Origin of the sequence: Brevibacterium sp. FME17 (assembly GCF_014897515.1) — a bacterium.
Classification (GTDB): Bacteria; Actinomycetota; Actinomycetes; order Actinomycetales; family Brevibacteriaceae; genus Brevibacterium.
In genome coordinates this window covers 19,562-41,980 of sequence record NZ_JABUYD010000020.1, presented here as the reverse complement: position 1 = coordinate 41,980, position 22,419 = coordinate 19,562, and the positions used below count along the sequence as shown (strand labels likewise).

22 protein-coding genes are annotated in these 22,419 nt (G+C 62.6%); 18 read left to right on the top strand and 4 right to left on the bottom strand.

The annotated features are described in order from the left end of the window. The first annotated feature begins 142 nt into the window (after positions 1 to 142). From INT40_RS15910 to INT40_RS15890, 5 genes are all read left to right on the top strand, one after another. Complete coding sequence (locus INT40_RS15910; protein WP_180958932.1) at positions 143 to 298, top strand: hypothetical protein; 156 nt, start codon at positions 143 to 145, stop codon at positions 296 to 298. 41 nt (positions 299 to 339) lie between these two features. Next, entirely contained in the window at positions 340 to 813 is a 474-nt protein-coding gene (locus tag INT40_RS15905; RefSeq protein ID WP_101570734.1) for a RidA family protein, read from the top strand. Beyond that, positions 803 to 1,780, top strand: coding sequence for a hypothetical protein (locus INT40_RS15900; RefSeq protein ID WP_193072014.1), 978 nt, complete (start codon positions 803 to 805; stop codon positions 1,778 to 1,780). Before INT40_RS15905 ends, INT40_RS15900 begins: the two co-directional genes overlap by 11 nt. Beyond that, on the top strand, positions 1,777 to 2,541 hold the full coding sequence (locus tag INT40_RS15895; RefSeq protein WP_193072015.1) for an MBL fold metallo-hydrolase: 765 nt from the start codon (positions 1,777 to 1,779) through the stop codon (positions 2,539 to 2,541). The genes INT40_RS15900 and INT40_RS15895 overlap by 4 nt, the downstream gene beginning before the upstream one ends. Positions 2,542 to 2,624: 83 nt before the next feature. Beyond that, complete coding sequence (locus INT40_RS15890) at positions 2,625 to 2,933, top strand: hypothetical protein (protein WP_193096501.1); 309 nt, start codon at positions 2,625 to 2,627, stop codon at positions 2,931 to 2,933. Between the two features lie 106 nt (positions 2,934 to 3,039). On the opposite strand, the gene INT40_RS15885 is transcribed toward INT40_RS15890, so the two are convergent. Then, positions 3,040 to 3,717: a Crp/Fnr family transcriptional regulator gene (locus INT40_RS15885; RefSeq protein ID WP_101570727.1), complete on the bottom strand. Its 678-nt coding sequence runs from the start codon at positions 3,715 to 3,717 to the stop codon at positions 3,040 to 3,042. A gap of 246 nt (positions 3,718 to 3,963) precedes the next feature. On the opposite strand from INT40_RS15885, the gene nth reads away from it, so the two are divergent. From nth to INT40_RS15870, 3 genes are all read left to right on the top strand, one after another. Continuing rightward, positions 3,964 to 4,704: an endonuclease III gene (gene nth / locus INT40_RS15880; RefSeq protein WP_193096500.1), complete on the top strand. Its 741-nt coding sequence runs from the start codon at positions 3,964 to 3,966 to the stop codon at positions 4,702 to 4,704. Continuing rightward, positions 4,701 to 5,483: an NUDIX hydrolase gene (locus INT40_RS15875; protein WP_193096499.1), complete on the top strand. Its 783-nt coding sequence runs from the start codon at positions 4,701 to 4,703 to the stop codon at positions 5,481 to 5,483. The genes nth and INT40_RS15875 overlap by 4 nt, the downstream gene beginning before the upstream one ends. 77 nt (positions 5,484 to 5,560) lie before the next feature. Then, a complete protein-coding gene (locus INT40_RS15870) occupies positions 5,561 to 7,051 on the top strand; it encodes an HNH endonuclease (protein ID WP_193096498.1) in 1,491 nt (496 codons plus the stop codon). 77 nt (positions 7,052 to 7,128) lie between these two features. On the opposite strand, the gene INT40_RS15865 is transcribed toward INT40_RS15870, so the two are convergent. Both INT40_RS15865 and acs read right to left on the bottom strand, forming a co-directional pair. Then, positions 7,129 to 7,536, bottom strand: a complete 408-nt coding sequence (locus INT40_RS15865; RefSeq protein ID WP_101570719.1) for a phage holin family protein — start codon at positions 7,534 to 7,536, stop codon at positions 7,129 to 7,131. A 181-nt stretch (positions 7,537 to 7,717) separates the two neighbouring features. Further along, positions 7,718 to 9,652 (bottom strand): acetate--CoA ligase, encoded by a 1,935-nt coding sequence (gene acs / locus INT40_RS15860; protein WP_101570717.1) that lies wholly within the window; start codon positions 9,650 to 9,652, stop codon positions 7,718 to 7,720. A 326-nt stretch (positions 9,653 to 9,978) separates the two neighbouring features. On the opposite strand from acs, the gene INT40_RS15855 reads away from it, so the two are divergent. The 9 genes from INT40_RS15855 to INT40_RS15815 all read left to right on the top strand — a co-directional run bounded on the left by INT40_RS15855 (position 9,979) and on the right by INT40_RS15815 (position 18,405). Then, positions 9,979 to 12,669, top strand: a complete 2,691-nt coding sequence (locus INT40_RS15855; protein WP_193096497.1) for a hypothetical protein — start codon at positions 9,979 to 9,981, stop codon at positions 12,667 to 12,669. A gap of 245 nt (positions 12,670 to 12,914) precedes the next feature. Continuing rightward, a complete protein-coding gene (ssd, locus tag INT40_RS15850) occupies positions 12,915 to 13,922 on the top strand; it encodes a septum site-determining protein Ssd (protein ID WP_193096496.1) in 1,008 nt (335 codons plus the stop codon). Continuing rightward, positions 13,919 to 15,088 (top strand): TadA family conjugal transfer-associated ATPase, encoded by a 1,170-nt coding sequence (locus INT40_RS15845; protein WP_101570713.1) that lies wholly within the window; start codon positions 13,919 to 13,921, stop codon positions 15,086 to 15,088. The genes ssd and INT40_RS15845 overlap by 4 nt, the downstream gene beginning before the upstream one ends. Then, complete coding sequence (locus INT40_RS15840; RefSeq protein ID WP_193072021.1) at positions 15,088 to 15,765, top strand: type II secretion system F family protein; 678 nt, start codon at positions 15,088 to 15,090, stop codon at positions 15,763 to 15,765. Before INT40_RS15845 ends, INT40_RS15840 begins: the two co-directional genes overlap by 1 nt. A gap of 5 nt (positions 15,766 to 15,770) precedes the next feature. Next, entirely contained in the window at positions 15,771 to 16,391 is a 621-nt protein-coding gene (locus tag INT40_RS15835) for a type II secretion system F family protein (RefSeq protein ID WP_193072022.1), read from the top strand. A 119-nt stretch (positions 16,392 to 16,510) separates the two neighbouring features. Further along, positions 16,511 to 17,113, top strand: a complete 603-nt coding sequence (locus INT40_RS15830; RefSeq protein WP_101570704.1) for a GNAT family N-acetyltransferase — start codon at positions 16,511 to 16,513, stop codon at positions 17,111 to 17,113. A 233-nt stretch (positions 17,114 to 17,346) separates the two neighbouring features. After that, a complete protein-coding gene (locus INT40_RS15825) occupies positions 17,347 to 17,667 on the top strand; it encodes a DUF4244 domain-containing protein (RefSeq protein ID WP_193072023.1) in 321 nt (106 codons plus the stop codon). Between the two features lies 1 nt (position 17,668). Further along, positions 17,669 to 18,091 (top strand): TadE family type IV pilus minor pilin, encoded by a 423-nt coding sequence (locus INT40_RS15820; protein ID WP_193072024.1) that lies wholly within the window; start codon positions 17,669 to 17,671, stop codon positions 18,089 to 18,091. Next, on the top strand, positions 18,088 to 18,405 hold the full coding sequence (locus INT40_RS15815) for an Rv3654c family TadE-like protein (protein WP_101570698.1): 318 nt from the start codon (positions 18,088 to 18,090) through the stop codon (positions 18,403 to 18,405). Before INT40_RS15820 ends, INT40_RS15815 begins: the two co-directional genes overlap by 4 nt. A gap of 28 nt (positions 18,406 to 18,433) precedes the next feature. On the opposite strand, the gene INT40_RS15810 is transcribed toward INT40_RS15815, so the two are convergent. After that, complete coding sequence (locus INT40_RS15810) at positions 18,434 to 20,710, bottom strand: DEAD/DEAH box helicase (RefSeq protein WP_193072025.1); 2,277 nt, start codon at positions 20,708 to 20,710, stop codon at positions 18,434 to 18,436. Positions 20,711 to 20,765: 55 nt separating this feature from the next. Here INT40_RS15810 and INT40_RS15805 point away from each other — a divergent pair, with 55 nt between their 5' ends. Next, entirely contained in the window at positions 20,766 to 22,367 is a 1,602-nt protein-coding gene (locus tag INT40_RS15805) for a class I SAM-dependent methyltransferase (protein ID WP_319020914.1), read from the top strand. The last annotated feature ends 52 nt before the right edge of the window (positions 22,368 to 22,419 follow it).

Sequence of the window (22,419 nt, the reverse complement as noted above, 5' to 3'; positions counted from 1 at the left end):
GGGGCTGCGGGTTCTCGGCTAGTGTTGGAAACGACGAAGATCGCCGGTCGCGCTCGTGCAGAACGATCGGCGTTTCGTCCATGCAGACGCTCGCTCCGGTGACGCATCGGGGACGCGGGCACACAGATACTCAAGGAGAATCATGACCAAGTGGGAATACGTCACAGTGCCGCTCATCGTCCATGCGACGAAGCAGATCCTCGACCAGTGGGGCGAAGACGGCTACGAGCTCGTTCAGGTTATTCCGGGTCCCGACAACAACGGGCTCGTGGCCTACCTCAAGCGCCCCAAAGCCTGAGCACCCAACTGACTTGAAACACCCTCATCGAAGGACCTACCATGTCGAAGACCCTAGACCGCATTGCTGAACTCGGTCTCACCCTGCCCGATGTCGCCGCACCCGCCGGCGTCTACGTACCGGCGCTGCGCACCGGCAACTACGTCTACACCTCGGGCCAGCTGCCCGTCGTCGATGGGAAACTTCCCGCGATAGGCCACATCGGCTCGGATGTCGATCTAGAGACCGGGTACGACCTGGCACGGACCGCAGGACTCAACGCTCTCGCAGCGGTTGCCGGCGTCATCGGCGACCTCGACAAGATCGTCCGCATCGTCAAGGTCACCGGGTTCGTGAACTCGGCCGATGACTTCACACAGCAGCCAGCCGTCATCAACGGAGTCTCCGAACTCTACGGTGAGATCTTCGGCGACCGCGGCCAGCACACGCGCAGCGCCGTTGGTGTGAACACTCTTCCTCTCGGCACCCCCGTCGAGGTCGAGGTCGTCGTCGAGGTCGAGGACGATGCCGTTTAACGGACGTACCCTGGCCGTCTCGTCGGAGCTGCGTTGGCTCTTGGACCAATGGCAGTCCGACGGGCGGTTCCCGGTCCCCGAAGCACCACGCCCCGCCTCGGCGATCGTGCTGATCAGGGACTCCCTCGAAGGCTTGGAAACCTTCATCACCCGACAACTTGATGCCAGAGGAGTCGAAGACCGTAACCGCTGGGCCTACCCGGTCAGCAATCTGCGTCTCGGCGACCTGCGCAACCTGCCGCTGGCCGGATGGAACTCGGCTCGCTGCGCACGGACTCTGAGCATCGAGAACAAGTCACGGGCACTGCACCACTTCTCAGCAGCGGCCCGCATCTCGTTCGCCGCAACGGGGGTCCTGCTGGCCGAAGACGTCGACCGTGACATTGTCGCCGCACCCCAGACCGATTGGCGCGGAACACGCTCACGGCTGTTCTCCAGCGAAATCTCCTGGTCTCAGATCCTGCGCGAACGTGATCTCAAGCTGCGTCCGGATCTCTGCAAACCCTGGCTGCGGTGGATCAACACGCCAACTCAGCTGCATCGCTTCGATACCACCTATTTTGTGGCCACAGTGCCCTTCGGCCAGGACATCGACTTCCTCTCTCCGAATGAGACCTCGGGCGGGTGGAAACGGCCAGCAGACATCCTCGCCGAGGCCGGTGGGGACCCCGATAAGATCAGCGCGAGCACACGCATCATCGCCGAAAGCCTGGTCGATGTGCCCAGCGTGGGAGCCGCCATGGCCCAGGTCCGTGACCTGCATCCGCTGCGGCCCGAGGTCACCGATGACGACGGTGAATGGCGAGTCGTCATCCACCCGGGACGCGACCTCTACCGAAAAGGCACTCTGCGTGACTATGCGGTCGCCGTCGGCGATGACGAGAACGACCAGAGTCCAGGGTTCCTATCCCAGAGCGACGATGATAACAATGCCGAAACCGGCGAGGAAGAGACCGAGGAATCATGAGGATCCGCGCGAACAACCCATCCCCGATGACGCTGACGGGCACCAACACCTACGTCATCACCTCAGCCGACGACACTTCGGCAGTACTCATCGATCCGGGCCCCGAGCTGGCTGAGCACCGGGAAAATTTTCTGGCTCAGATCGGTGAGCGGAAGCTCTCAGCCATCATCCTCACCCATCAGCATGCCGACCACTCGGAGATGCTGGGCAGCGTGGAGGCATGGGCACCGGACGTGCCCGTGTACGCAGTCCTTGAGAAGTTCTCCCGCCTGAGCTCTCCTGTAGCCGATGGTGACATGATCGTATTCGGCACTGACACGGCCGATATGATGGAGGTCGTGTCGACGCCGGGGCACACGATAGACAGCATCAGCCTCATCCACGATCACGTGCTCTACAGCGGCGACACAGTGCTGGGGGAGGGGACGACGATCGTCACCCACCCGGAAGGGTCTCTGAGCGACTACCTTGAGTCACTCGACCGGCTGATCCGATTCCACGGTGACGGTGTGTTCGTGAGCATCGAGCCGGCTCATGGCCCCACGATCGAGTCTCCCGCCGAGGTTCTCGCCTACTACCGAAGCCACCGGCTTGAGCGGATCGACCAGGTCAAGGCAGCCCTGGCGCAAGGAGCGAGGACCGCATCTGCGGTCTGCGACATCGTCTACCACGACGTTGATCCCAGCGTCCGTGGGGCAGCCGAGCAGATCGTGCGGGCGCAGCTGAACTACCTCGGCGCGCTCATGCCCGAGGACGGATGAGCGGCGGTCGGACGAAGCGACGGTCAAGACGGCGAATCTGGGCCAGTCCGCGGCTGTATCTCGGGCTCAGCGTGCCTGCCATCGTGCTCACGCTCTTCCACACGTGGGGCCTCGGATACTCGCTGAGCAACCGCGGCAGCCCTGATCAGCCATGGTGTCCCGCCACGCCAGAGGGCATACCTCTCGAGCATGGACTCGGTTATGACACGAGCTTCTTCCCGCCGGGGATCAGGTGCAGCGTCGGTGCCACTGGAACCGAATGGTCGGACGAACGCTTCACTGTGCTGCCCCTCGACTTCACGATCATGTCCGTCGCCGGGATAATCGCAGTCTTCAGTGTGATCGTCCTTTTCCGGAGGGCAACAACCTCCCGGCTTCTGACCGACTCATAAAAACCTTCTCGCCGACTCTTAAAACAAGGAACTCCCCAGCCATAAAGCTGGGGAGTTCCTTGTCGTGCGACCGCGGCTTGAGATCTCAGCCGCATTCGCGCAGTGATCAGCGGGCGCGGTTGCGCATGCGCTCCATGTCGAGGATGACGACGGAACGAGCCTCGAGGCGAATGAAGCCGCGAGCTGCGAAGTCGGCGAGGGCCTTGTTCACGGTCTCACGTGAGGCGCCGACGAGCTGTGCGAGCTCTTCCTGCGTCAGATCGTGTGCGACGAGGACACCGTCCGGTGCCGGCTTCGAGAAGCGAGACGCGAGGTCCAGCAGAGCCTTGGCAACACGACCGGGGACATCGGAGAACACGAGGTCGCCCACGGTCTCGTTCGTACGGCGCAGACGCTGTGCGAGAGCCTTGAGCAGGTTCATTGCGGCCCGGGGACGCTCATCGAGCCAGGTCGTGAGGTCCTCGTGCTTGAGGCTGAGCAGCTCGGACTGAGAGACAGCGGTGACGGAGGTCGAGCGTGGACCCGGATCGAAGAGGCTGAGCTCACCGATGATCTCGCCCGGCCCGATGACCGAGAGCAGATTTTCGCGGCCGTCGGAGGACTCGCGGCCGATCTTGAGCTTGCCACTGGAGACGATATAAAGTTCGTCACCGGCATCGCCCTCGTGAAAGAGCACGGTTCCCCGACGGAGACTCCGCGGGTTCATGAACTTCATCAAAGCGCTCGTCGATTCATCGTCCAAACCTGCGAAGAGCGTTGCGCCCCGCACAACTTCAATATCCACTGTGTCCTCCTTGTCGTGGTAATCACAGATAAATCTACCTGGTCAACGGTGCTGATACCAGCAAAGGCGCGGGAGTTTGCGGCATTAGTGCAAAACAAGGGGTTTTGCTTGCGTTTCTTCCGTCCTCGCCGAGGTGGGCCACGGTTGCGTGCGAACGTTCCCGTTCGCCGGGTCAGTGTAGGGCCACCTCGGCGATGTGAGGCACGCAACTGCGGAAATCCGGGGCACGGATTAGGATGGTGAGTCGTGTTGACGGTGGCAGAGAAGAGCGCGCGGAAGTTCGCCAAGGAAACCCCATTGGGCAAGACCCGACGGGCCAGGAAGATTCATCGCATCCTCGCGGAGGTGTACCCGAATGCGAAATGCGAGCTCGACTTCGAGACCCCGTTCCAACTCCTCATCGCCACGGTCCTTTCCGCGCAGACCACAGACATCAGGGTCAATGCGGTGACACCGGGACTGTTCTCTGTCTTCCCTGATGCGCACAGCCTCGCGGTGGCCAACCTCATCGAGGTCGAGGAGCTCATCCACTCGACCGGCTTCTACCGGGCGAAGTCCCGCAACATCGTCAAACTCGCCAACGAACTCGTCGACACCTACGACGGCGAGGTTCCGAACTCCTTGGACAAGCTGGTCAAGCTTGCCGGTGTCGGACGAAAGACCGCGAATGTGGTGCTCGGCAACGCGTTCGACACCCCCGGCCTGACCGTGGACACGCACATGGGGCGATTGGCACGCAGGCTCGGCTGGACCGACGAAACTGATGCGGTCAAGGCCGAACACGACATCGCGGCACTGTTCCCGAAGAAAGAACTGACCCTGCTCTCCCACCGCGTCATCTTCCACGGACGGCGCATCTGCCACTCGCGCAGACCCGCCTGCGGAGTCTGCCCATTGATGGCCTTGTGTCCCTCGTTCGGGACCGGGGAACTGGATCCGGAGAAGGCGCGCGCGATGCTCCGATTCGAAATGGCGCCTGAAGCATGAGCGCCGAAGCGTATGAGCATTCGCAGGTGGGACAGAGTTTGACAGGGCAGGGAACCTCTGGGCAAGGGATGAGCGGGCATGACTCCGTCGCACACGATCAGACGCTGCGAACCCAACTGGAACACCTGGCTGCCTCGAATGGTTCACCCGAATGGCTGCGACTCGCTCAGGCTCCCGACGACGGTTCGGTGCATGATGCCGCCGTCCTCATGCTCTTCGGCAGGGGAGGGCAACCGCGCACAGACGCCGGCCGAGCCGAGTCATCACGCTTGGCTGACTTCGGCGTCGACGATGTCGATATCGTCTTGCTCCAGCGGGCCAGCACGCTTCGCAACCATCCCGGGCAGGTGGCTTTTCCCGGTGGCGGGCGGGACCCGGAAGACGACTCCTTGGCCGCTGCGGCACTGCGTGAGGCGCAGGAGGAAGCTGGGATTGTGCCCTCGACGGTCGAGGTGCTCGGGCAGATGGACTCGCTCTACATTCCCGTCAGCAAGTTCCAGGTCACCCCTGTCATCGGGTACTGGGCGCAGCCGGGGGCGGTGCGAGTGATGGACAAGTCAGAGTCGTATTCCGTCTACCGAATCTCTGCCGCTGACCTGGTGGCACCGGCCAATCGGGGCACGTTCTCCCGGCCGGATCTGAAGCTCACCACTCCGGCCTTCGACGTCGGAGTTCTCAAGGTGTGGGGCTTCACAGCGGGCATCCTCGACTTCGCTCTCGATCACCTCGGCTGGGCGACGGACTGGGACCGCGACGTCCGTATCGATATCGACTTCTGAGGCCGGTGCTTCCTTCGTTTCGGCGGTGAGGGCTCGCGGCAAATGTCGTGTCATTGGCGAGTACTAGCCTGTTTGGTATGGAAGCAGAGACGGTTCCCGACGTCACCACCGAGATCCACCGGTGGCATGAGGTGCTGTCGAATCTGCCTCCGGCCCTCAGCGAGGTTGAGGCGATCGCTCGGATCACTGCACTCGAGGAACTGACGTCTGCCGCGACCGCTGCCCAAGCCAGGGAAACCCTGACCTTCGACATGCACCGACGCAACAGCGAAGCCGAAGACGGAGTGCCAAGCAGAATGCAGGGCAAGAGTGTCGGCGCAGAGATCGCACTCGCCCGCAAAGTCTCCCGAGCCCGAGGCAGCACGCTGCTGAAATTCTCGCGCTCCCTGCTCATCGATCTGCCCCAGACTTATTCGGCGCTGAAATCCGGCCGCACATCCGAAGAGAAGGCTCGTGCCGTTGCGAAGGAAACCGATGGGCTTCCCCGGGACAAACGTCGACAGATCGACGAGCGGATGGCCGATCGCCTCGCCGAGGTGGGAGTCGGGCGGTTGGGCAACGAAGTCCGGGCTCTGGCACAGCAGGTCGACCAGAAGGCCGCCGTTGAGCACCTTGAGAAATGCACTGAGGAACGGGCAGTCTCGGTTCGTCCGGCCCCAGGCAACATGGCCTATCTCAGTGCACTGCTGCCCATGCCCCAGGCCGTGGCCGTGTACACAAACCTGAAGAAGTCGGCGGCCTCCCTGATTGGGACGGGAGATGCAGGCCAACGCTCACAGTCCCAGGTGATAGCGGACCTGCTCGTCGAGCGGACAACTGGCCAGGAGTGTGCCGCCGCGGTTCCGACCGAGATCCATCTTGTGATGAATGATGACAGCTTGGTGTGCGCCGGCGAGGAGCCGGCCTGGCTTCCGGGTTTCGGCCCCGTACCCGCTGGAGCCGCCCGGAAGTTCGTGGCAGGGAACGAAGCGGCCGTCTTCCTGCGCAGGCTCTATGCACGCCCCGACGACGGCCAGCTGGTGCGCATGGATTCCCGGCGTAGGGAGTTCCCCGGGCTGCTGCGACGCATGATCGTCATTCGTGACGACGTCTGCCGCTCACCGTGGTGCGATGCACAGATCAAGCACGCCGACCATGCCAGAGCCTTCGCCGCCGGCGGCGATACGGATTGGGACAACGCCTCGGGCCTGTGCGCCGCCTGTAACTTCGTCAAGGAACTCAACGGTCGGAAGCACTTAGCGACTCCCGAGAAGCTGATTGTGAAGACCCCGACGGGCAACCGCTACGAGACCCGGACCAAACCCATCGACTCCCGCGCCGGCAAGTCCTCTGCAGTCGACAGTGAGGTTGAGGCAGCCGAGAGCAAACCTGGTGAGGTTGAGGCAGCCGAGGGTGAGTTCGACGTGACGAAGCGACGACGTCGCCCGGAAACCAGCCGGGCCCACGGCCCGCCGAAAAAACGAAGACAGCCACATGACAAGCCACGATCACGTCGCGAGAGCAGCCCGGTCGAATTCCTGTTCGGCGAAAAGATCTGCGCGTACATCATCACAATGCCTGCCGAGTGAATGCACTCGGTGGCGCCGGGCCGAGCCCGACGCCACCGAGTGTGGAGCTGTTCTGCTGTGCTTTGTTGCGAGATCTGTCAGTAACGCGGACCTGAAGGGTTCTTCAGTGCGCGCTTGACCGAGGCGAACAACGACTTGGCCGAATCGATCGCTGTGCCCGGAACCGGGTTGCCCTTCTTGAACAGCGGCAGGGCAATCAGAACGAGGATGATGGCGAGCACCGCGAGGATGCCGAAGACAATGAGGAAGCTTCCCCACCACGGCCAACCCAGGCCCTCGTGGAATGCGGCGGCCCCGGCGAAAATCACCATGAACGATGACAAGAACAAGAAAAACAGGGCCACGACAGCAAGTGCCGATCCAATGCCCAAGTTCTTCGCCCCGGCTGTGGCTTCAGCCTTGGCCAGCGCAATTTCTTCCTCGGCGATCGCTTTGGAATCGTCGCCGATGCCTTTGATCAGTTCGCTGATCGACCTCTCAGCCATGAGTGCTCCTATCGACAAAAACTTGGACAATCTTTCTTAAGAGTAGTCTGAACGCGCCCGGTGACCAAAGAAATACGGGCAGTAAAACGAGAAAAACCCGCCAGATGAATCCGGAACGGCTCTTTGCGAGCATCCGTTCTCACCGGCGGGTTTGCCTCAGTGTCGCCTTAATGCAGCAGGATCAGTCCTTTGACACAGATTCTTCGATTAGATCCATGACCGAGGAGTCGGCCAGGGTCGAGGAGTCTCCCACCTTGCGGTGTTCGGCGACGTCTTTGAGCAGACGGCGCATGATCTTGCCGGAGCGTGTCTTCGGCAGTTCGGACACGATATGAACCTTTTTCGGCTTCGCGATCGGCCCGATGTCCTTGCCGACGTGCTTCCGCAGCGTCTCGGACGTTTCCGGAGAGTCCTCGACATCGTTGCCCACGATGACGAACGCGACGACGGCCTGGCCGGACGTATCGTCGGCAGCTCCGACCACAGCTGCCTCGGCGACATAGGGGTGAGCAACCAAGGAGGACTCGATCTCAGTAGTCGACAGACGGTGCCCCGACACGTTCATCACGTCATCGACACGCCCGAGGAACCAGATGTCACCATCTTCATCGCGCCTGGCACCATCCCCTGCGAAATAGGTGTCCTCGAAGCGTGACCAATAGGTCTCTTTGAAGCGCTCGGGATCTTTCCAGATACCGCGCAGCATGGACGGCCACGGCTGACGAATGACGAGCAGCCCGCCCTCTGGGCCGGCGGGGCTGTTGCCCTCATCGTCGACGACATCGACGGAGACGCCGGGAATGGGACGCTGCGAGGATCCTGGCTTCGTCGACATCACACCGGGAAGCGGAGCGATCATATGCGCGCCGGTCTCCGTCTGCCACCAGGTGTCGACGATGGGGCAATTCTCACCGCCGACGACGCGGTGGTACCAGCGCCAGGCTTCCGGGTTGATCGGTTCGCCGACGCTGCCGAGCAGGCGAAGGCTGGAGAGATCGTACTTGGCTGGGATCTCCTCGCCCCATTTCATGAACGTGCGGATCGCCGTCGGTGCGGCATAGAGGATCGTTGCCTTGTACTTCTCGATGATCTCCCACCAGCGGCCCTGGTGAGGAGTGTCGGGTGTGCCTTCGTAGACAATCTGCGTGACGCCAGCGGCCAACGGACCGTAGGTGACGTAGGAATGTCCGGTGACCCAGCCGACGTCGGCCGTGCACCAGAAGACATCGGATTCGGGCTTGATGTCGAAGACGGCCTTCATGGAGTAGAGCACCTGAGTGAGGTATCCGCCTGAAGTGTGCAGAATGCCTTTCGGCTTACCTGTCGTTCCCGAGGTGTAGAGAATGAACAGCGGGTTCTCGGAATCGAAGAACTCGCATTCGTGTTCAGGACTCATGGTTTCCATGGTCTCGTCCCACCACTGATCCCGGCCGTCGACCATTTCGACGTCCTGACCGGTGCGGCGGACCACGAGAACGGTTTCGACGGGAGTGTCTCCGTGCGACATAGCTTCGTCGACGGCGGGTTTGAGGCTGGTGGCCTTGGTGCGGCGGTAGCTGCCGTCCGCGGTGATGACCACGCGTGCCTCGGCATCGATGATGCGTGAGCGCAGCGCGTCGGCAGAGAAGCCGCCGAAGACAACAGAATGGGCTGCGCCGAGGCGGGCGCAGGCGAGCATTGAGATCATCGCTTCAGGGATCATGGGCAGGTAGATTGCCACGCGATCTCCGGCTTTGACCCCGAGGTCGGTGAGGGCGTTGGCCGCTTTGGACACTTCGGCGAGCAGTTCTGCGTAGGTGAAGGAACGGGAGTCGCCGGGTTCCCCCTCGAAGTTGATGGCAACGCGATCGCCGTTGCCCGCGATGACGTGGCGGTCGAGGCAGTTGTAGGCCACGTTGAGTTTGCCGCCGATGAACCACTTGGCGAATGGAGGGTCAGTCCAGTCGAGCACTTCGCCGAAGTCTTCGTTCCAGTCAACGAGGTCACGAGACTGCTCGGCCCAGAAGCTCAGGTAATCGGCATCGGCACGTTCGTATTCGTCGGCCTTGACATTGGCGGCAGCAACGAACTCTTCAGATGGGGCAAAGGTTTCGGATTCTGCTGTGCTGTCGGTCATTTTTCCCTCCGGCTTCATTGATGGATCGAAAATTCTAGTTGCACTGTATACCCGAGAAGGGCCCCGGGGGCACCGTCGTCCGTTCGATGAACGGTGGTTTGCGGGGGTAGCAATCGCACAGAGCCTGTGCTATACGGCACACTCTATGAGCCGAGTGAAACGGGAGCGAGGCCCATCCTGATATTCAACGACAGCTGACAGGCGGCACAGAAGGAGTGCGCAGGGGGTCCTGTTCTGCAAGGATGGGGTCGGAGTCTGTCAGGATGGAAACTAGACAGACACATGAAGTTTGACGACCCTGTCCCCACGAGCGACTGGAGCAATCGATGAGTTCGCCGCAGCACCCCACCGGATCGGGACCACAGCAGTGGCACGATCCGCACGCGCAGAACCCCGGGCCGAGTAACCAACCACCGTTCGGCCAGGGGCCGGCGTACGGATCAGGACCTGCTTTCGGTGCCGGCCATGAATCTCAGTCGTCCGGGCCCGGAGGGTACGGCGGTGGTCCTGTGGGTTCGGCTGGCCCAGGTCCCTATGGTTCAGGTGGACCGGGACCCTATGGTTCAGGAGGCCCAGGGCCTTACGGTTCAGCCGGACCAGGACCCTACGGTTCGGGTCCAGTCCCGCAGAACACCGGCCCGAGCCCTTACGGTTCAGCTCCAGGACCCGGTCCCTACGGCTCAGCGCCGGGGCCATATGGTTCGGGAGGACCGGGACCCTATGGTTCTGCGCCTGGTCAGTTCGGCTCTGCGGGGCCTGGCGTTCAGAAGAGTCCTCGCACCGGACCGGGTCTTCTCGGTCCGCTGACCCTGCGCGATCTGTTCCTGCTCTTCGCGGGACTTCTTTCGCTGGTTGTTCTCTTCGTGCCGTTCAAGACCGCTGGATTCGTCTCGTGGTCGATGTGGCAGTGGTCCATCGACGCTATGGGCACCCTGACTTTCGATGTGTTCGGAATCTGGTTGATCGTGGCTGCTGTCCTTGTCGGCAAATTCGGCAACGGCAGTCTCAAGGTCGGTTCCCTCAGTCTTGATCAGGCGATCTCGGTTCTCTCCGGTGCTGCGTTCACCTTCGCATTCGTTCACCTGCTGACCTCGGTTCAGTTCTGGCACGTCGGAGCGTACCTCGCGTTCTTCGCAGCTTTGATTGCCTTCTTTGCGGGCGTATTCACAATGCTCCCCTTCTTCAACAAGGAGTTCGTGATTCGCGAGGACGTTGCCGCGCATCCGAAGGCACGCCCGGTGACCAAGAGCGTGCCGCACCCAGCCCCAGTAGCGAATATGCCAGGTGCCCACAACGGCCCGGGTGGGTTCGGTGCGCCCTACGGTAGCCAGCCCAATGGCGGCCAGCCCAACGGTCCGATCGGTTCGCAGGGTCAGCCAGGTGCCCCTATGCATCCGGGACAGCCAGGCGGCCCCGGACAGTACGATGGACAGAACCAGTTCGGCGCAGGGGGACAGCCAGGACAGCCCGGTCAGCCAGGTGGCGCCGATCAGTTCGGACAGCCCGGTCAGCAGGGTGGAGCGAATCAGTTCAGCCAGCACGATCAGCAAGGGCAGTTCGGCCAGCCAGGCCAGTCGGGGCAGTTCGCTGCGCCGGAGCAGAACGGCCAGCCCGGTGGACAAGACCAGATCGGTCAGCCGATCGGAACCGGTGGCAACAGTCCATATGCTCCACCCGAGCAGCAGGCGCAGGAGTCGTCTTTTGACTCTGCAGCGGCTGCCGATGACTCGGCGGACCAGGCAGTGCAGAGCACCGGGTCAGGTCAGACCTACCTGGGCGACCAGCACCCACAAGACCCACAGCACACTCAGAGTGAACCGACGCAGACTTTTGGCTTCGGTGCTCATCGTGAAGAGTCGCCGTGGAGCAACGACGGTGAAACAGCAGTTCAGGCTCCGGTGCCTGCTGACAGTTCAAACGTCAGCGCCCCACAGTCTGACAGTGGTGACAACGATTCGTTGGGAGCGGGCACGACTGCTGCTGTCGCAGGTGCAGGCGTCTTGGGCGCCGGTGCAGCTGTTGCTGGAGCCGCATCCGCGAGCTCGGATTCGGACCGGAGCTCGGATTCCGAAGACGGTTCTGAATCGGAACGTCGGCGCGGACGGCATGCCGCCCCCAGCACGGACACCGAATCCGAGGCAACTGGCGCACAGACCGACAGCGAAACCGATCATGTTGCAGGTGAGACCGCGACATCGTCTCCGGAAGAGTCCTCAGCACTGATCGGCGACGATTCTGCTTCTCCTGCGGAGGGCAGTTCGTTCGCCACGAAGGTCAACGCTCACGACTCGGACACCAACGTTCGTGCCTCCGAGGGAGTAGCGCTGAAGCCGGAGAACGATTCGAACGGCTCGACTGACTCAGCCGATTCAGCCGACTCTGCGAATGCCGACCGCAGCGAGGGCAGCACAACAGGAGGCGACGCCACTGTCGTCAACGGATCCGCCGCAACCAGCGTTGCAGAGTCCGATTCGGAACGTCAGACTCATCCGGAAGCTGACGAACCGACGCAGTATGTGCCCGTCGGCGGTCACAGCAATGACGACCGCAGCAGTAACGGTCACAGCGGCAGCGGCTCGGACACCGGAGAAGCAAGGGGACGTGCCGGAGACAACGCCGAGAATGCGCCCTCAGCTCCACAGTTCGGAGCTGCGAACGTTTCATCGAATTCGTCGTCGAACACCTCCACGATCGACGAGGACGAGACTGTCGTCCAGAGTGCAGTTCAGCCCGGCAATAATCCTGACGACCGCGAGGACGGGTCGGGTGAGAACCGGAATGACGCTGATCAGGGCGGGGCCAACCACGGAAATGGCCAGACCGTCATCCAAGCGTTCTGGTTCGCCGTTCCCGAACCGCGCGAAGCCGTGGATGCGACCACCGGTATGCCGGTGTTCACGATCTACCCGGGAGACTGGTTCCTCGGGCTCGAAGACAACGGTTCGTGGTTCAAGGTCCGTGATTCCGACGGTCGTGAAGGACTCCTGCGCAACACCGAAGGTGTCCAGCGGGGCTGATTCCATATCGGTCGACTCGTGTGCTCGGGCTTGTGGACAATGATCCGAGCACACGACGTCTGACCAACTGAGCTGAAAGCGCCGAACCGCGCCCATGGGGCACATGGCCAGGCCAGATGCTCAAGCCGACCAGACAGGGGCGGCTCCTGTGACTTAAGCGCACAGGAGCCGCCCCTTCTGTGTTCTGTCCACAGGCTGTCTATCCGTGCTGTCCTCAACGAGGAGGGCAGGACCACGCTGTCACCATGCAGGTAGCACTCATCACCGACCTCGGCGCCATCACCGACGAATGCGCACGAGTGGCCGAAAGCATCGGCATCTCACTCAAGGTTCTGCCTCCGGATTCGGGCGGTTGGCAGAACGCTTCGCTCATTCTCCTCGGCGAGGACGTTCGCGAAGCCCCGCCCACCGACCATGCGGACCGCATCCTCGTCGTCCTTGACGGGGATGAACCCAGCTCGGCATGGAAACGTGCGGCCCACCTCGGCGTCGAACAGTTGGCGGTTCTGCCCTCTGCCGCCGAATGGCTGAGCGGACGCATGATCGCAGCCGTCGAACCACCTGTGACACCTGGTGTGACTGTCGGAGTTGTCGCCGGGTGCGGAGGAGCGGGCGCTTCGGTGCTCTCGTGTGCTCTCGCCCGCCGCGCCGGACCGGATGTGAGCACCGTCCTCGTCGACGCCGATCCCCTGGGCGGTGGACTCGATCTGGTGCTCGGAGCAGAGCAGGTCCCCGGACCCCGTTGGGCCGATCTCAGCGCTTCACGCGGACAGCTTCGCCCCTCGACTCTGAGTCAGGCATTGCCACGCCACGAGGGCCTGGCGATCCTGTCCTGGGGTCGGGACGACATCCTCGATCTCGACCCGGATGTCTTCGATGACTTCCTGGCCGCTGCCGGGCAGGCGTTCGAACTCGTCATCGTGGATCTGCCACGCCACGCCCCACCACAGTGGACTCGCCGCTGCCATCATGTTCTCCTTGTCTCCCCGGCACGGGTCAGGTCGGCAGTGGCGGCATCTCAAGTCGCCAAACGACTGTCCCAATCCCATCCTGACGTTCGTCTCGTCGTTCGTGACACCGGCGCCGGAGGGCTCGATGCCGAGCTCCTCGCGGAATCCATCGGCCTCGACCTCGCCGGCAGCATCCGCGACGACCGTGGTCTGTCCGCGGCCGTCGACCGCGGCGAGGGCATACCGGGCGGGGCACGGCTGGGAAAGCTCGTCGACCGACTCCTGGGGGAGTGGGTGGAATGAGCGAATGGCTCGACGCCACGCTCGTGGCGGAGGTGCGCAAGACTCTGCTCGACAATCCGGGACCAGTGACCACAGCAGCCGTCGCCGAGGCGGTTCAACGGACCGGTCGGGTGCTCGGTTCCAGCGCCCTCCTCGAACTTGTGAACCGACTGTCCGCGCAACTCTCAGGTGCCGGCCCCCTCCAATCGGTGCTGGAAGTTGCCGACACCACCGATGTCTTCGTCAACGGACCACGTGAGATCTTCGCCGACACCGGAACGGGCCCCCAGCTACTCGACCTGTCTTTGGGCTCCGAGGACGAAGTACGGTCCTTGGCCGTGCGCTTGGCGGCTCTGGGCGGCCGGCGTCTCGATGATTCCTCGCCGTTCGTCGATGTCAGACTGCCCGACGGGGTGCGCATGAACGCGATCGTGCCACCGATCTCCGGTGAGCACACCACGATCTCCTTCCGCGTTCCCCGGCACGCTGGTTTTACCTTTGACCAACTATGCGCGGGCGGATTCATTCCCGACGAGGTGCACGAACTCCTCATCGATGCGGTCCGATCTCGCGCCAACATCCTCATCTCCGGTGGCACAGGAACCGGAAAGACGGTCCTCCTCGGCGCTCTTCTGGGGCTTGTCGACTCGGATCACCGCATCGTCATCGTCGAGGACTCTCGGGAGCTCATCGTCGGGCACTCCCACGTGGTCCAGCTCGCCGCGCGCCAAGCCAATGTCGAAGGCGGTGGTGAGGTGACGTTGACGGACCTCGTCCGCAACGCCCTGCGGATGCGCCCCGACCGCCTCGTCGTCGGAGAGTGTCGCGGAGCCGAGGTTCGGGACATGCTCACGGCACTGAACACCGGCCACGAGGGCGGCAGCGCCACAATCCATGCGAACACGGCCGAAGCCGTACCCAGCCGCGTGGCAGCACTGGGAGCCTTGGCGAACATGAGTCCACAAGCCGTGTTCTCGCAATTTTCCACCGCCATCGACCTCGTCATCCACCTGCGACGAATCGGAGCGGATCGAGGAATCACGGAACTGGCAATCCCGATCCGGGAGAACAGCAGCGGGGTCACGATGGAACCCGTCTGGGGTCGTCCCTCTCCGCTGTCCGAGGGAACGTTCAATCGTCGTGCGCTGAGCCGATTCGAAGCAGTGCTCGAGCAGAAGGCAGCCTGATGATCGCCGCCCTCGGAGTGCTGATGGCACTGAGCATCATCCTCAGCGCACCGCTGGATCCGGCAGCGCGACTGCAGGATCTGCTCCGCCCACGTCAGGACCGAGACGACTCCAGCCGGGGTCGACGACAAACCAAAGAGGACCCAGAGCAGGAGAAACTATGGGCGATTTCAGCGGTGGAGAACTGTGCGCATCTGCTCAAGGTGGGCATGACTCCGCAGGCAGTGATGGCGACTCTGAGCAGGCAGAATGCACAACTGGCACCGATCTCACGTGCGATCTCTCTGGGGGAAGAGCCCGGACGAGCCATTGCCACCAGGGGAGCGGCACTGCCAGCGGCAGCGGCCGCAATATTTGCCGGCATGTCGTCCGTGTGGACCGTGTCGGAACGGTCCGGTGCACCCGCAGCCGACATGATTCTCCGGTATGCGAAGGCACAGCGCAGTGCCCTCGACGCCGATCGGGAAAGACGTATCGCCATGGCCGGACCTCGCGCGACAGTCCGCGTGCTCAGCTGGCTGCCACTGATCGGTATCGGTCTCGGCCTGCTGATCGGCGTCCAACCAGGTGAACTCTTCTCGGGCCTGCCGGGGCGGTTGAGTATCGGGGGTGGATTCGCCCTCTACTTTCTTGGTCGCTGGTGGATGAGGCGAATGATGATTCGGGCGGAGCGCTGAACGATATGACCGCAGTCCTGGTGGGCGCACTCATCGCGATCGGAGCCCTGCTGTGGTCGGGCAGGTCCGACGGGCGGCTGAGACGTCTGCTCGACGGGCAGGGTGTACGAGTTGGCGGTTCCTCTGGTCGAGATGGCGTCGACCGCACTGCTGCAGATGAACCCCGCAGGAATTCGCAGCTTGATACCCGGCCGGTTTCTCGGGTAGACGATGACCTGCTCGCCTTCGACCTTGACCTCGTGGCCATCTGCCTCACCTCCGGGCTGCCGATCCCGGTTGCACTGGCATTGACCGCCGAGGCGACAGACGACCGATCACGCCTGGGGCGAATCTCGCGATCCATGACGATCGGAGGCCAAGACCTGTCCGATGATGACCGACTTGTTCCCGTTCTCGAGGTCTTCGAATTCTCTGAACACACGGGCGTCGGTCCGGCCCCACTCATCGAGTCTGTCGCGAAGGAACTGCGGGACTCCTCCCGCCGGCGACGACAGGAGGCAGCTGCGGCCTTGGGCGTCAAACTTGTCGTGCCGCTCGGAGTCTGCATCCTGCCGTCATTCCTGCTGCTATCGGTCGTTCCCGTTGTCATTTCGCTGCTATCGGATCTGACGACCGTCTTCTTCTGACACAACCTGCCGACTTCACGCTTCGACTGCGCTCGCTGACCCCACCCGTCGTGTGCCCATTTCGGCTGTTTCAAGCGACCGTCGACCGGCCGTTCAGCTGACCTTGCTAAGGTCGGGGGATGGCACCGGTAACGCCCTTCGATCAACTGTCCAACGTCGAACAAGCTGAAGCATACGCTGACAACCTCTTCACAGGTCGGCACGTACGGCTTCGTCCGCTCCAGCAAGAGGATCTTCCCTACCTCGAACAGTGGTGGTTCGACCCCTCGATCGTGGTCCTTCAGAACCACACAGTCCTCCCGCGTCCCGAAGGCGGAGTGTCCGAAGAGTTCTCGCTGTGGAGCGCGAACAAGGACACGAACGCAGTCGGCTTCAGCATCGAACTGCTCGAGACCGAAGAATTCGTCGGCCACGTGACACTCTTCGGCCGGAATTCGGTCAACCAGTCCGCCACCCTGGCCATCATCCTCGGACCCGAGTTCCACGGCCGCGGCTATGGCTCCGATGCTGTGCGTTTGGGCATCAAATACGGCTTCCTGCAGTTGGGACTCAATCGTATCGAGCTGCAGACATGGGCGTTCAACACTCGCGGTATCGCCTCATACACGAAGGCCGGATTCGTCGAAGAAGGGCGCCGTCGTGAGGCTGTCTTCTTCAACGGTCGCCGTCACGATGAAGTCCTGATGGCGATCCTCAAGGAGGAGTGGGCAGGCAGAGGCTGACCCTTGGCCGTCTGATCCACACACTCCGTGCTTCGCAGGTTGAGGCTCAGTCGATCGAACCGACTCGAGTGCGCCAGCCTGTGGAGTCTGGCTCGACTCGAGCGTGTATCGGCTGTGGACGCTGAACCTGTTTCCACAGCCTGATTGTCGGCTCTGGACGTGAGCCCGCGTCCCCTCCAACACTGAAATTCCCTTCGCAGACCGCGAACGGGGGCTTCAACGAGGAGGAGACTATGAGCACAGGAACTAAGGCGAAGGACTGTGACGGGCCGTTGTACCCGCAATGGGGCGATGCGCGCGGCGTCGGTACCGACACCAGCACCGACACCGACCCAGATACGTCTGCAGGCGCCATCGACAGCGCAGAATCGTGGCGAGAGGACGACTCCCCAGAACCATGGGGCCCCGACGCAGGAGCGACGACCGCAGAATATGCGATCACCACCCTCGCAGCCTGCGGATTCGCAGCGCTGTTGGTCGTCATTCTGAAATCGGAACCGATCAAAGAACTCGTCACCGGCGTGATCCAGACAGCGCTCGGACTCGGAGCCTGACGTGGCGACCGGATGTTCCTGTGACCGACGAGGAAAGCAGCACCGGGATGCGGGTACGGCCACGGCCGAATTCGCTGTCGTCATGCCCGCCATCGTGCTTCTCATCATCGTGCTCACAGGAGCAGCCGCCGTCGGCTTCTCCCAGCTGAGAGCCTTCGACGCAGCCAGATCTGCGGCCCGGGAAATCGCCCGCGGCGAGCCTCAGGCAGCGGTCGTGACCGAAGCGAAGAAGCACGCCGGACAGGCCTCCGAAGTGCTGGTCCGTTCCGAAGGCGGATATTCGACGGTGACCGTCACCATCGAACTTCCCGCGGCAATCATCTTCATCAACGAGGTCGAGGCCGAGGCAACGGCGCGAACTGAGGGCGACCGCTCCACTACCAGTGAGGCGCTGGGTCCTCACACGTCAGGCGGACTGCCGTGACGAATATCGTTGCCGGACTGTGTTCGATGATCCTGGTCCTCGTCACCGCCATCGGTGGACTCAGCCAAGCCTTCGCGGCCCACAGCACGGCGCAGAGTGCCGCCGATCTGGCCGTGCTCGCAGCAGCAGACGCAGTTCGCGGACTCGCTGCCGGTGAACCCTGCGACATCGCGAAGGAGGTCGCGAAGCGCAACGGGGCAGCCGTCACCGACTGTCGAGCCTCAACGTCTGAGCAGAGCGCCTATATTCAGGTTGAAGTCGACATCCCCGGTCCCCTCCCCAAAGTGAAGGAGAAGGCCGTGGCCGGGAAGTAGAACAGATGGTCAGAGATGAAGGAGCTGGTCAGTCCAAGATGGTGCGCAACAGCCGCAAAGCTGCATCCTTCTCCAAGGGTTCATTGCCGTTTCCACACTTCGGTGACTGTACGCACGACGGGCAGCCATCGGCGCAATCGCACGCCGAGATTGCATCGCGTGTCGCTCCGAGCCATCCTTCGATGACCTCATAGCCGCGTTCGGCGAATCCGGCACCACCGGCAAGACCGTCGTAGACGAAGACCGTGGCCATTCCGGTGTCAGCGTGCCGGGCGGTGGAGACACCGCCGATGTCCCAGCGGTCGCAGCCGGCAAACAGCGGCAATAGGCCGATGGAGGCATGCTCGGCCGCATGAACGGCGCCGGGCAGGTCAGCGGCGACGATCTCAGCTTCATCCAACAGGGTCTGTGGAATCGTCCACCACACTGCCTTGGTCTCCAAGGAACGTTCGGGCAGATCGAGCTCGTGTTCGGCGATGATCGCCCCGCCACGCTTGGCCCGCATCCGGTACGCGACGACATGATCTTTCACGCCGACAGTCCCGCTGCACACCGTGACTCCAGACGGCAGAGCCCGCTGCTGATCGGTGCCGACGATGTCGATCTCGGTCTGCGACCGGGCCTGCGTCGTGTAATCGACCTCGGCGCGCTCCACGAATGCAACATGATCCTCGAGATCAAGATCGAGGACAGTGAAATCGGCACCCTGATGCGTGTAGACCGCGCCGGGATGGGCGCCGGTGAAGGCCCCGGACTCATCGACAGTGCCCAAGAGTGCACCGGTGCTGGCCTCGACCAGACGGAACTGGCCGCCACCGCTGCCACGAATATCAGACATGTTCGCTGCCGGTTCATCCTTGGCCCAGAACCATCCGGTAGGGCGTGCGCGCAGGAGCTTTCGCTCGACCAGATCAGCGAGCACCTCGGCGGAGTTGGACGGAAAATGGACAAGATCGGCTTCCCGCAACGGCACCTCTGCAGCCGCAGCACACAGGTGCCCTCCCAGAACATGCGGATTCCCGGGATGGATGACTCCCGCATCGACGGGAGCATCGAAGATGACCTCAGGATGGTTCACAACATAAGTGTCCAGCGGGTCGTCACGGGCGATGAACACGGCCATCCACCGCTGTCCCGCACGACCGGCGCGTCCCGCCTGCTGCCACAGTGACGCCAAGGTACCGGGCCAGCCGGAGATGATGACGAGGTCAAGGCCGGAGATGTCGATTCCGAGCTCAAGGGCATTCGTCGACGCAACCGCCAGCAGACGACCCGACCGCAGTGCGGATTCGAGAAGTCTGCGCTCCTCGGCTAGATAGCCGCCGCGATAGGCCGCGACCTTGTCCTTCAATGAGCCATCGACCTGACTGACCTGGTCACGGACGGTCGAGGCCAGGGCCTCCGTGCCGCGACGGGAGGCGATGAACGCAATCGAGCGATACCCTGCACACATTGCATCGGTGAGGATATCGGCGGCTTCGACCAGTCCGCTGCGGCGCTCGCCTCCCGGAGAGACCGGTGGTTCCCAGAGAGCGAAGCTGCCCTGGGCTCGAGGAGACGAATCCTGACTGACTGCGTGCACTTCGCGTCCGGTGAGCTTGGAGAACGCCTCATCTGGGTTCGCCATCGTCGCCGAAGCTCCAATGACCACTGGGTGTGCCCCATAATGGGCGGCGATGCGCAGCAGACGCCGCAGGATCAGTGCGACATGAGAGCCGAAGACTCCCCGGTAGCGGTGGGCCTCGTCGATGACGATGAAGCGCAGTGATTTGAACAGCCGCGAGAACCGTTCATGCTGCGGCAGTATCCCACGATGAAGCATGTCCGGGTTGGTGAAAATGATGTTCGCATGCCGCCGGGCCCAGTCCTTGGACTCCTGAGGCGTGTCACCGTCGTAGGTCGCCGGCCGCATTCCCTGGACGATGAGCTTCTCCAAGTTCGCCATCTGATCGGCGGCCAACGCCTTCGTCGGTGCGATGTAGATAGCCGAGGAGGTGCGCAGCTTCGTGCGGGTGCTCTGAATGGCTTCGAGGACCGGAAGCCAGAATCCCAAGGATTTCCCCGAGGCGGTGGGGGTGGCTATGACGACATCGGATCCGTCTCGCGCGGCCTGTGCTGCCTCGCACTGGTGGTCCCACAGCTGATCGACGCCGATGGCATGACAGGCGTGTTTGAGTTCCTCATCGATCCACTCCGGCCAGTCCGACTCATGTTCGAACCGCTGTGGAATATCGCGCACGTGGACGATCCGGTCATCCCGGGCACCGAAACCGGTGACGATGTCGAGAAGAGCAGAAGAGGCCATGGCCCCAATTATGGCTCAGTCGGACACATCGGGGCACAGTCGTTAGGATCTGTGTGTGAGTGAACAAGACATGACCCTCGTGGCAGACCGACTCTACAAGGCTGGATACACAGAGCCGCGACTCCGACAGTTCTGGGGTGGACCCATCGCCTCCGCGCTGGTGCGCAACAACGCCGCCCCCGCGATCCACCACTGCCAGAAGGTGTTCGAAGCAGCCGAGACACAGACGACTTTTGACCAGCACCTGGCGGCGCTTGCCATGCTCTTTCACTTCCATCGTTCGGTCAGCACCGAAGCGGCGCGTGCCGCACTCGGTGAGGACGCGTTCGGAGTCGCCATCCACAGTGGACTGCTCGAGACGAGCAACCACGCCGAAACCAGCACCCGCGCCGAGGTGGGGGATAATGGACGCGTGTCCGCTCCGTTCGCGGTCACCCCTTATGACTTGCCGGTCGGCGTCCCTCGGGGATTGCGTCACGGTGACGAAAATCTCTACCTCGTCAGTGACCATGGGACACTCATCAATCCCGAAGTCCTCGACGGCGACTTCGTGCTCGGCCTCGGAGGGGCAGGACGCACACTCGTGTCACTGACACCCCGCGAGCACGTCAGACTCTCCGCCGACATCGGCACCGGATGCGGAATCCAAGCTCTGCTTCTGGCCCGCCACAGCGACCGCGTCATCGCCACCGACATCTCACAGCGAGCCCTGCACCTGACCGGACTCAGCGCGAGACTCAACGGCGTGGACAACATCGAATTCCGGGCAGGGTCCATGCTCGAACCACTCACCGAGCCAGTCGACCTGCTCGTGTCCAATCCTCCCTTCGTCATCACCCCGCGCACCACCGTGACCAACTTCGAGTACCGGGACGGTGGAATGACCGGCGACCGGTTGGTGCGGTCCCTGTTCACCGCGATTCCCGACCATCTCCAACCGAAAGGACGGTCCGTGTGCCTCGGGAACTGGGAGACCACCTCGGCGGTGGATGCAGGGCCGGAAGCCTGGGTTACCGACCCGGACACCTCAGTGCTCGTCATCGAACGTGAAGCCCTCGACCCCGTCGCCTATGCGGAGACGTGGATTCGAGACGGCGGAATTCCTCGTGCCGGCCAGGATTGGAACGAGGCAACCGCAGCCTGGATGGACGACTTCGATACACGCGAGGTGAGCGAAGTCGTCTTCGGCTACGTCATCATGCACAAGTCAGAACAGGCATCCTCCACGTTCAAGACCAAGGTCAGGACCACCTCGGCGATTGCGAACAATCCGCATGGACTCGGACAGTTCGTCGCGACCACATTTGAGCTGAAGTCGTGGCTGGCCACGGCTGGGGCCGAGGAGATCGCGGAGACGGTCTTCACCCGATCCCCGGACCTCGTCGAACACCGCCACCATGTGCCCGGGGAATCGGATCCGAGCTCGATCACGTTGGAGCAGGGGATCGGATTCGGGCAGGTCTTCGACCTCGATACGGCCTTAGCCGGTTTCGTCTCGGTTGCCGACGGCAGCCTGTCTCTGCGGCAGACCGCGGTGGCTCTGGCACAGCTGCTCGACGTCAACCCGACCGCGCTCGAAGACCAGCTCATTGCTCAGGTGAGACAGCTCGTCGCCGCTGGCGCAGTGCTGCCTGTGAACGGTGGGAAGACGGAATAACGGTAGGATCGAATACCGTTGCCGTAGAGATTCACTGCATCAACCCGATGCA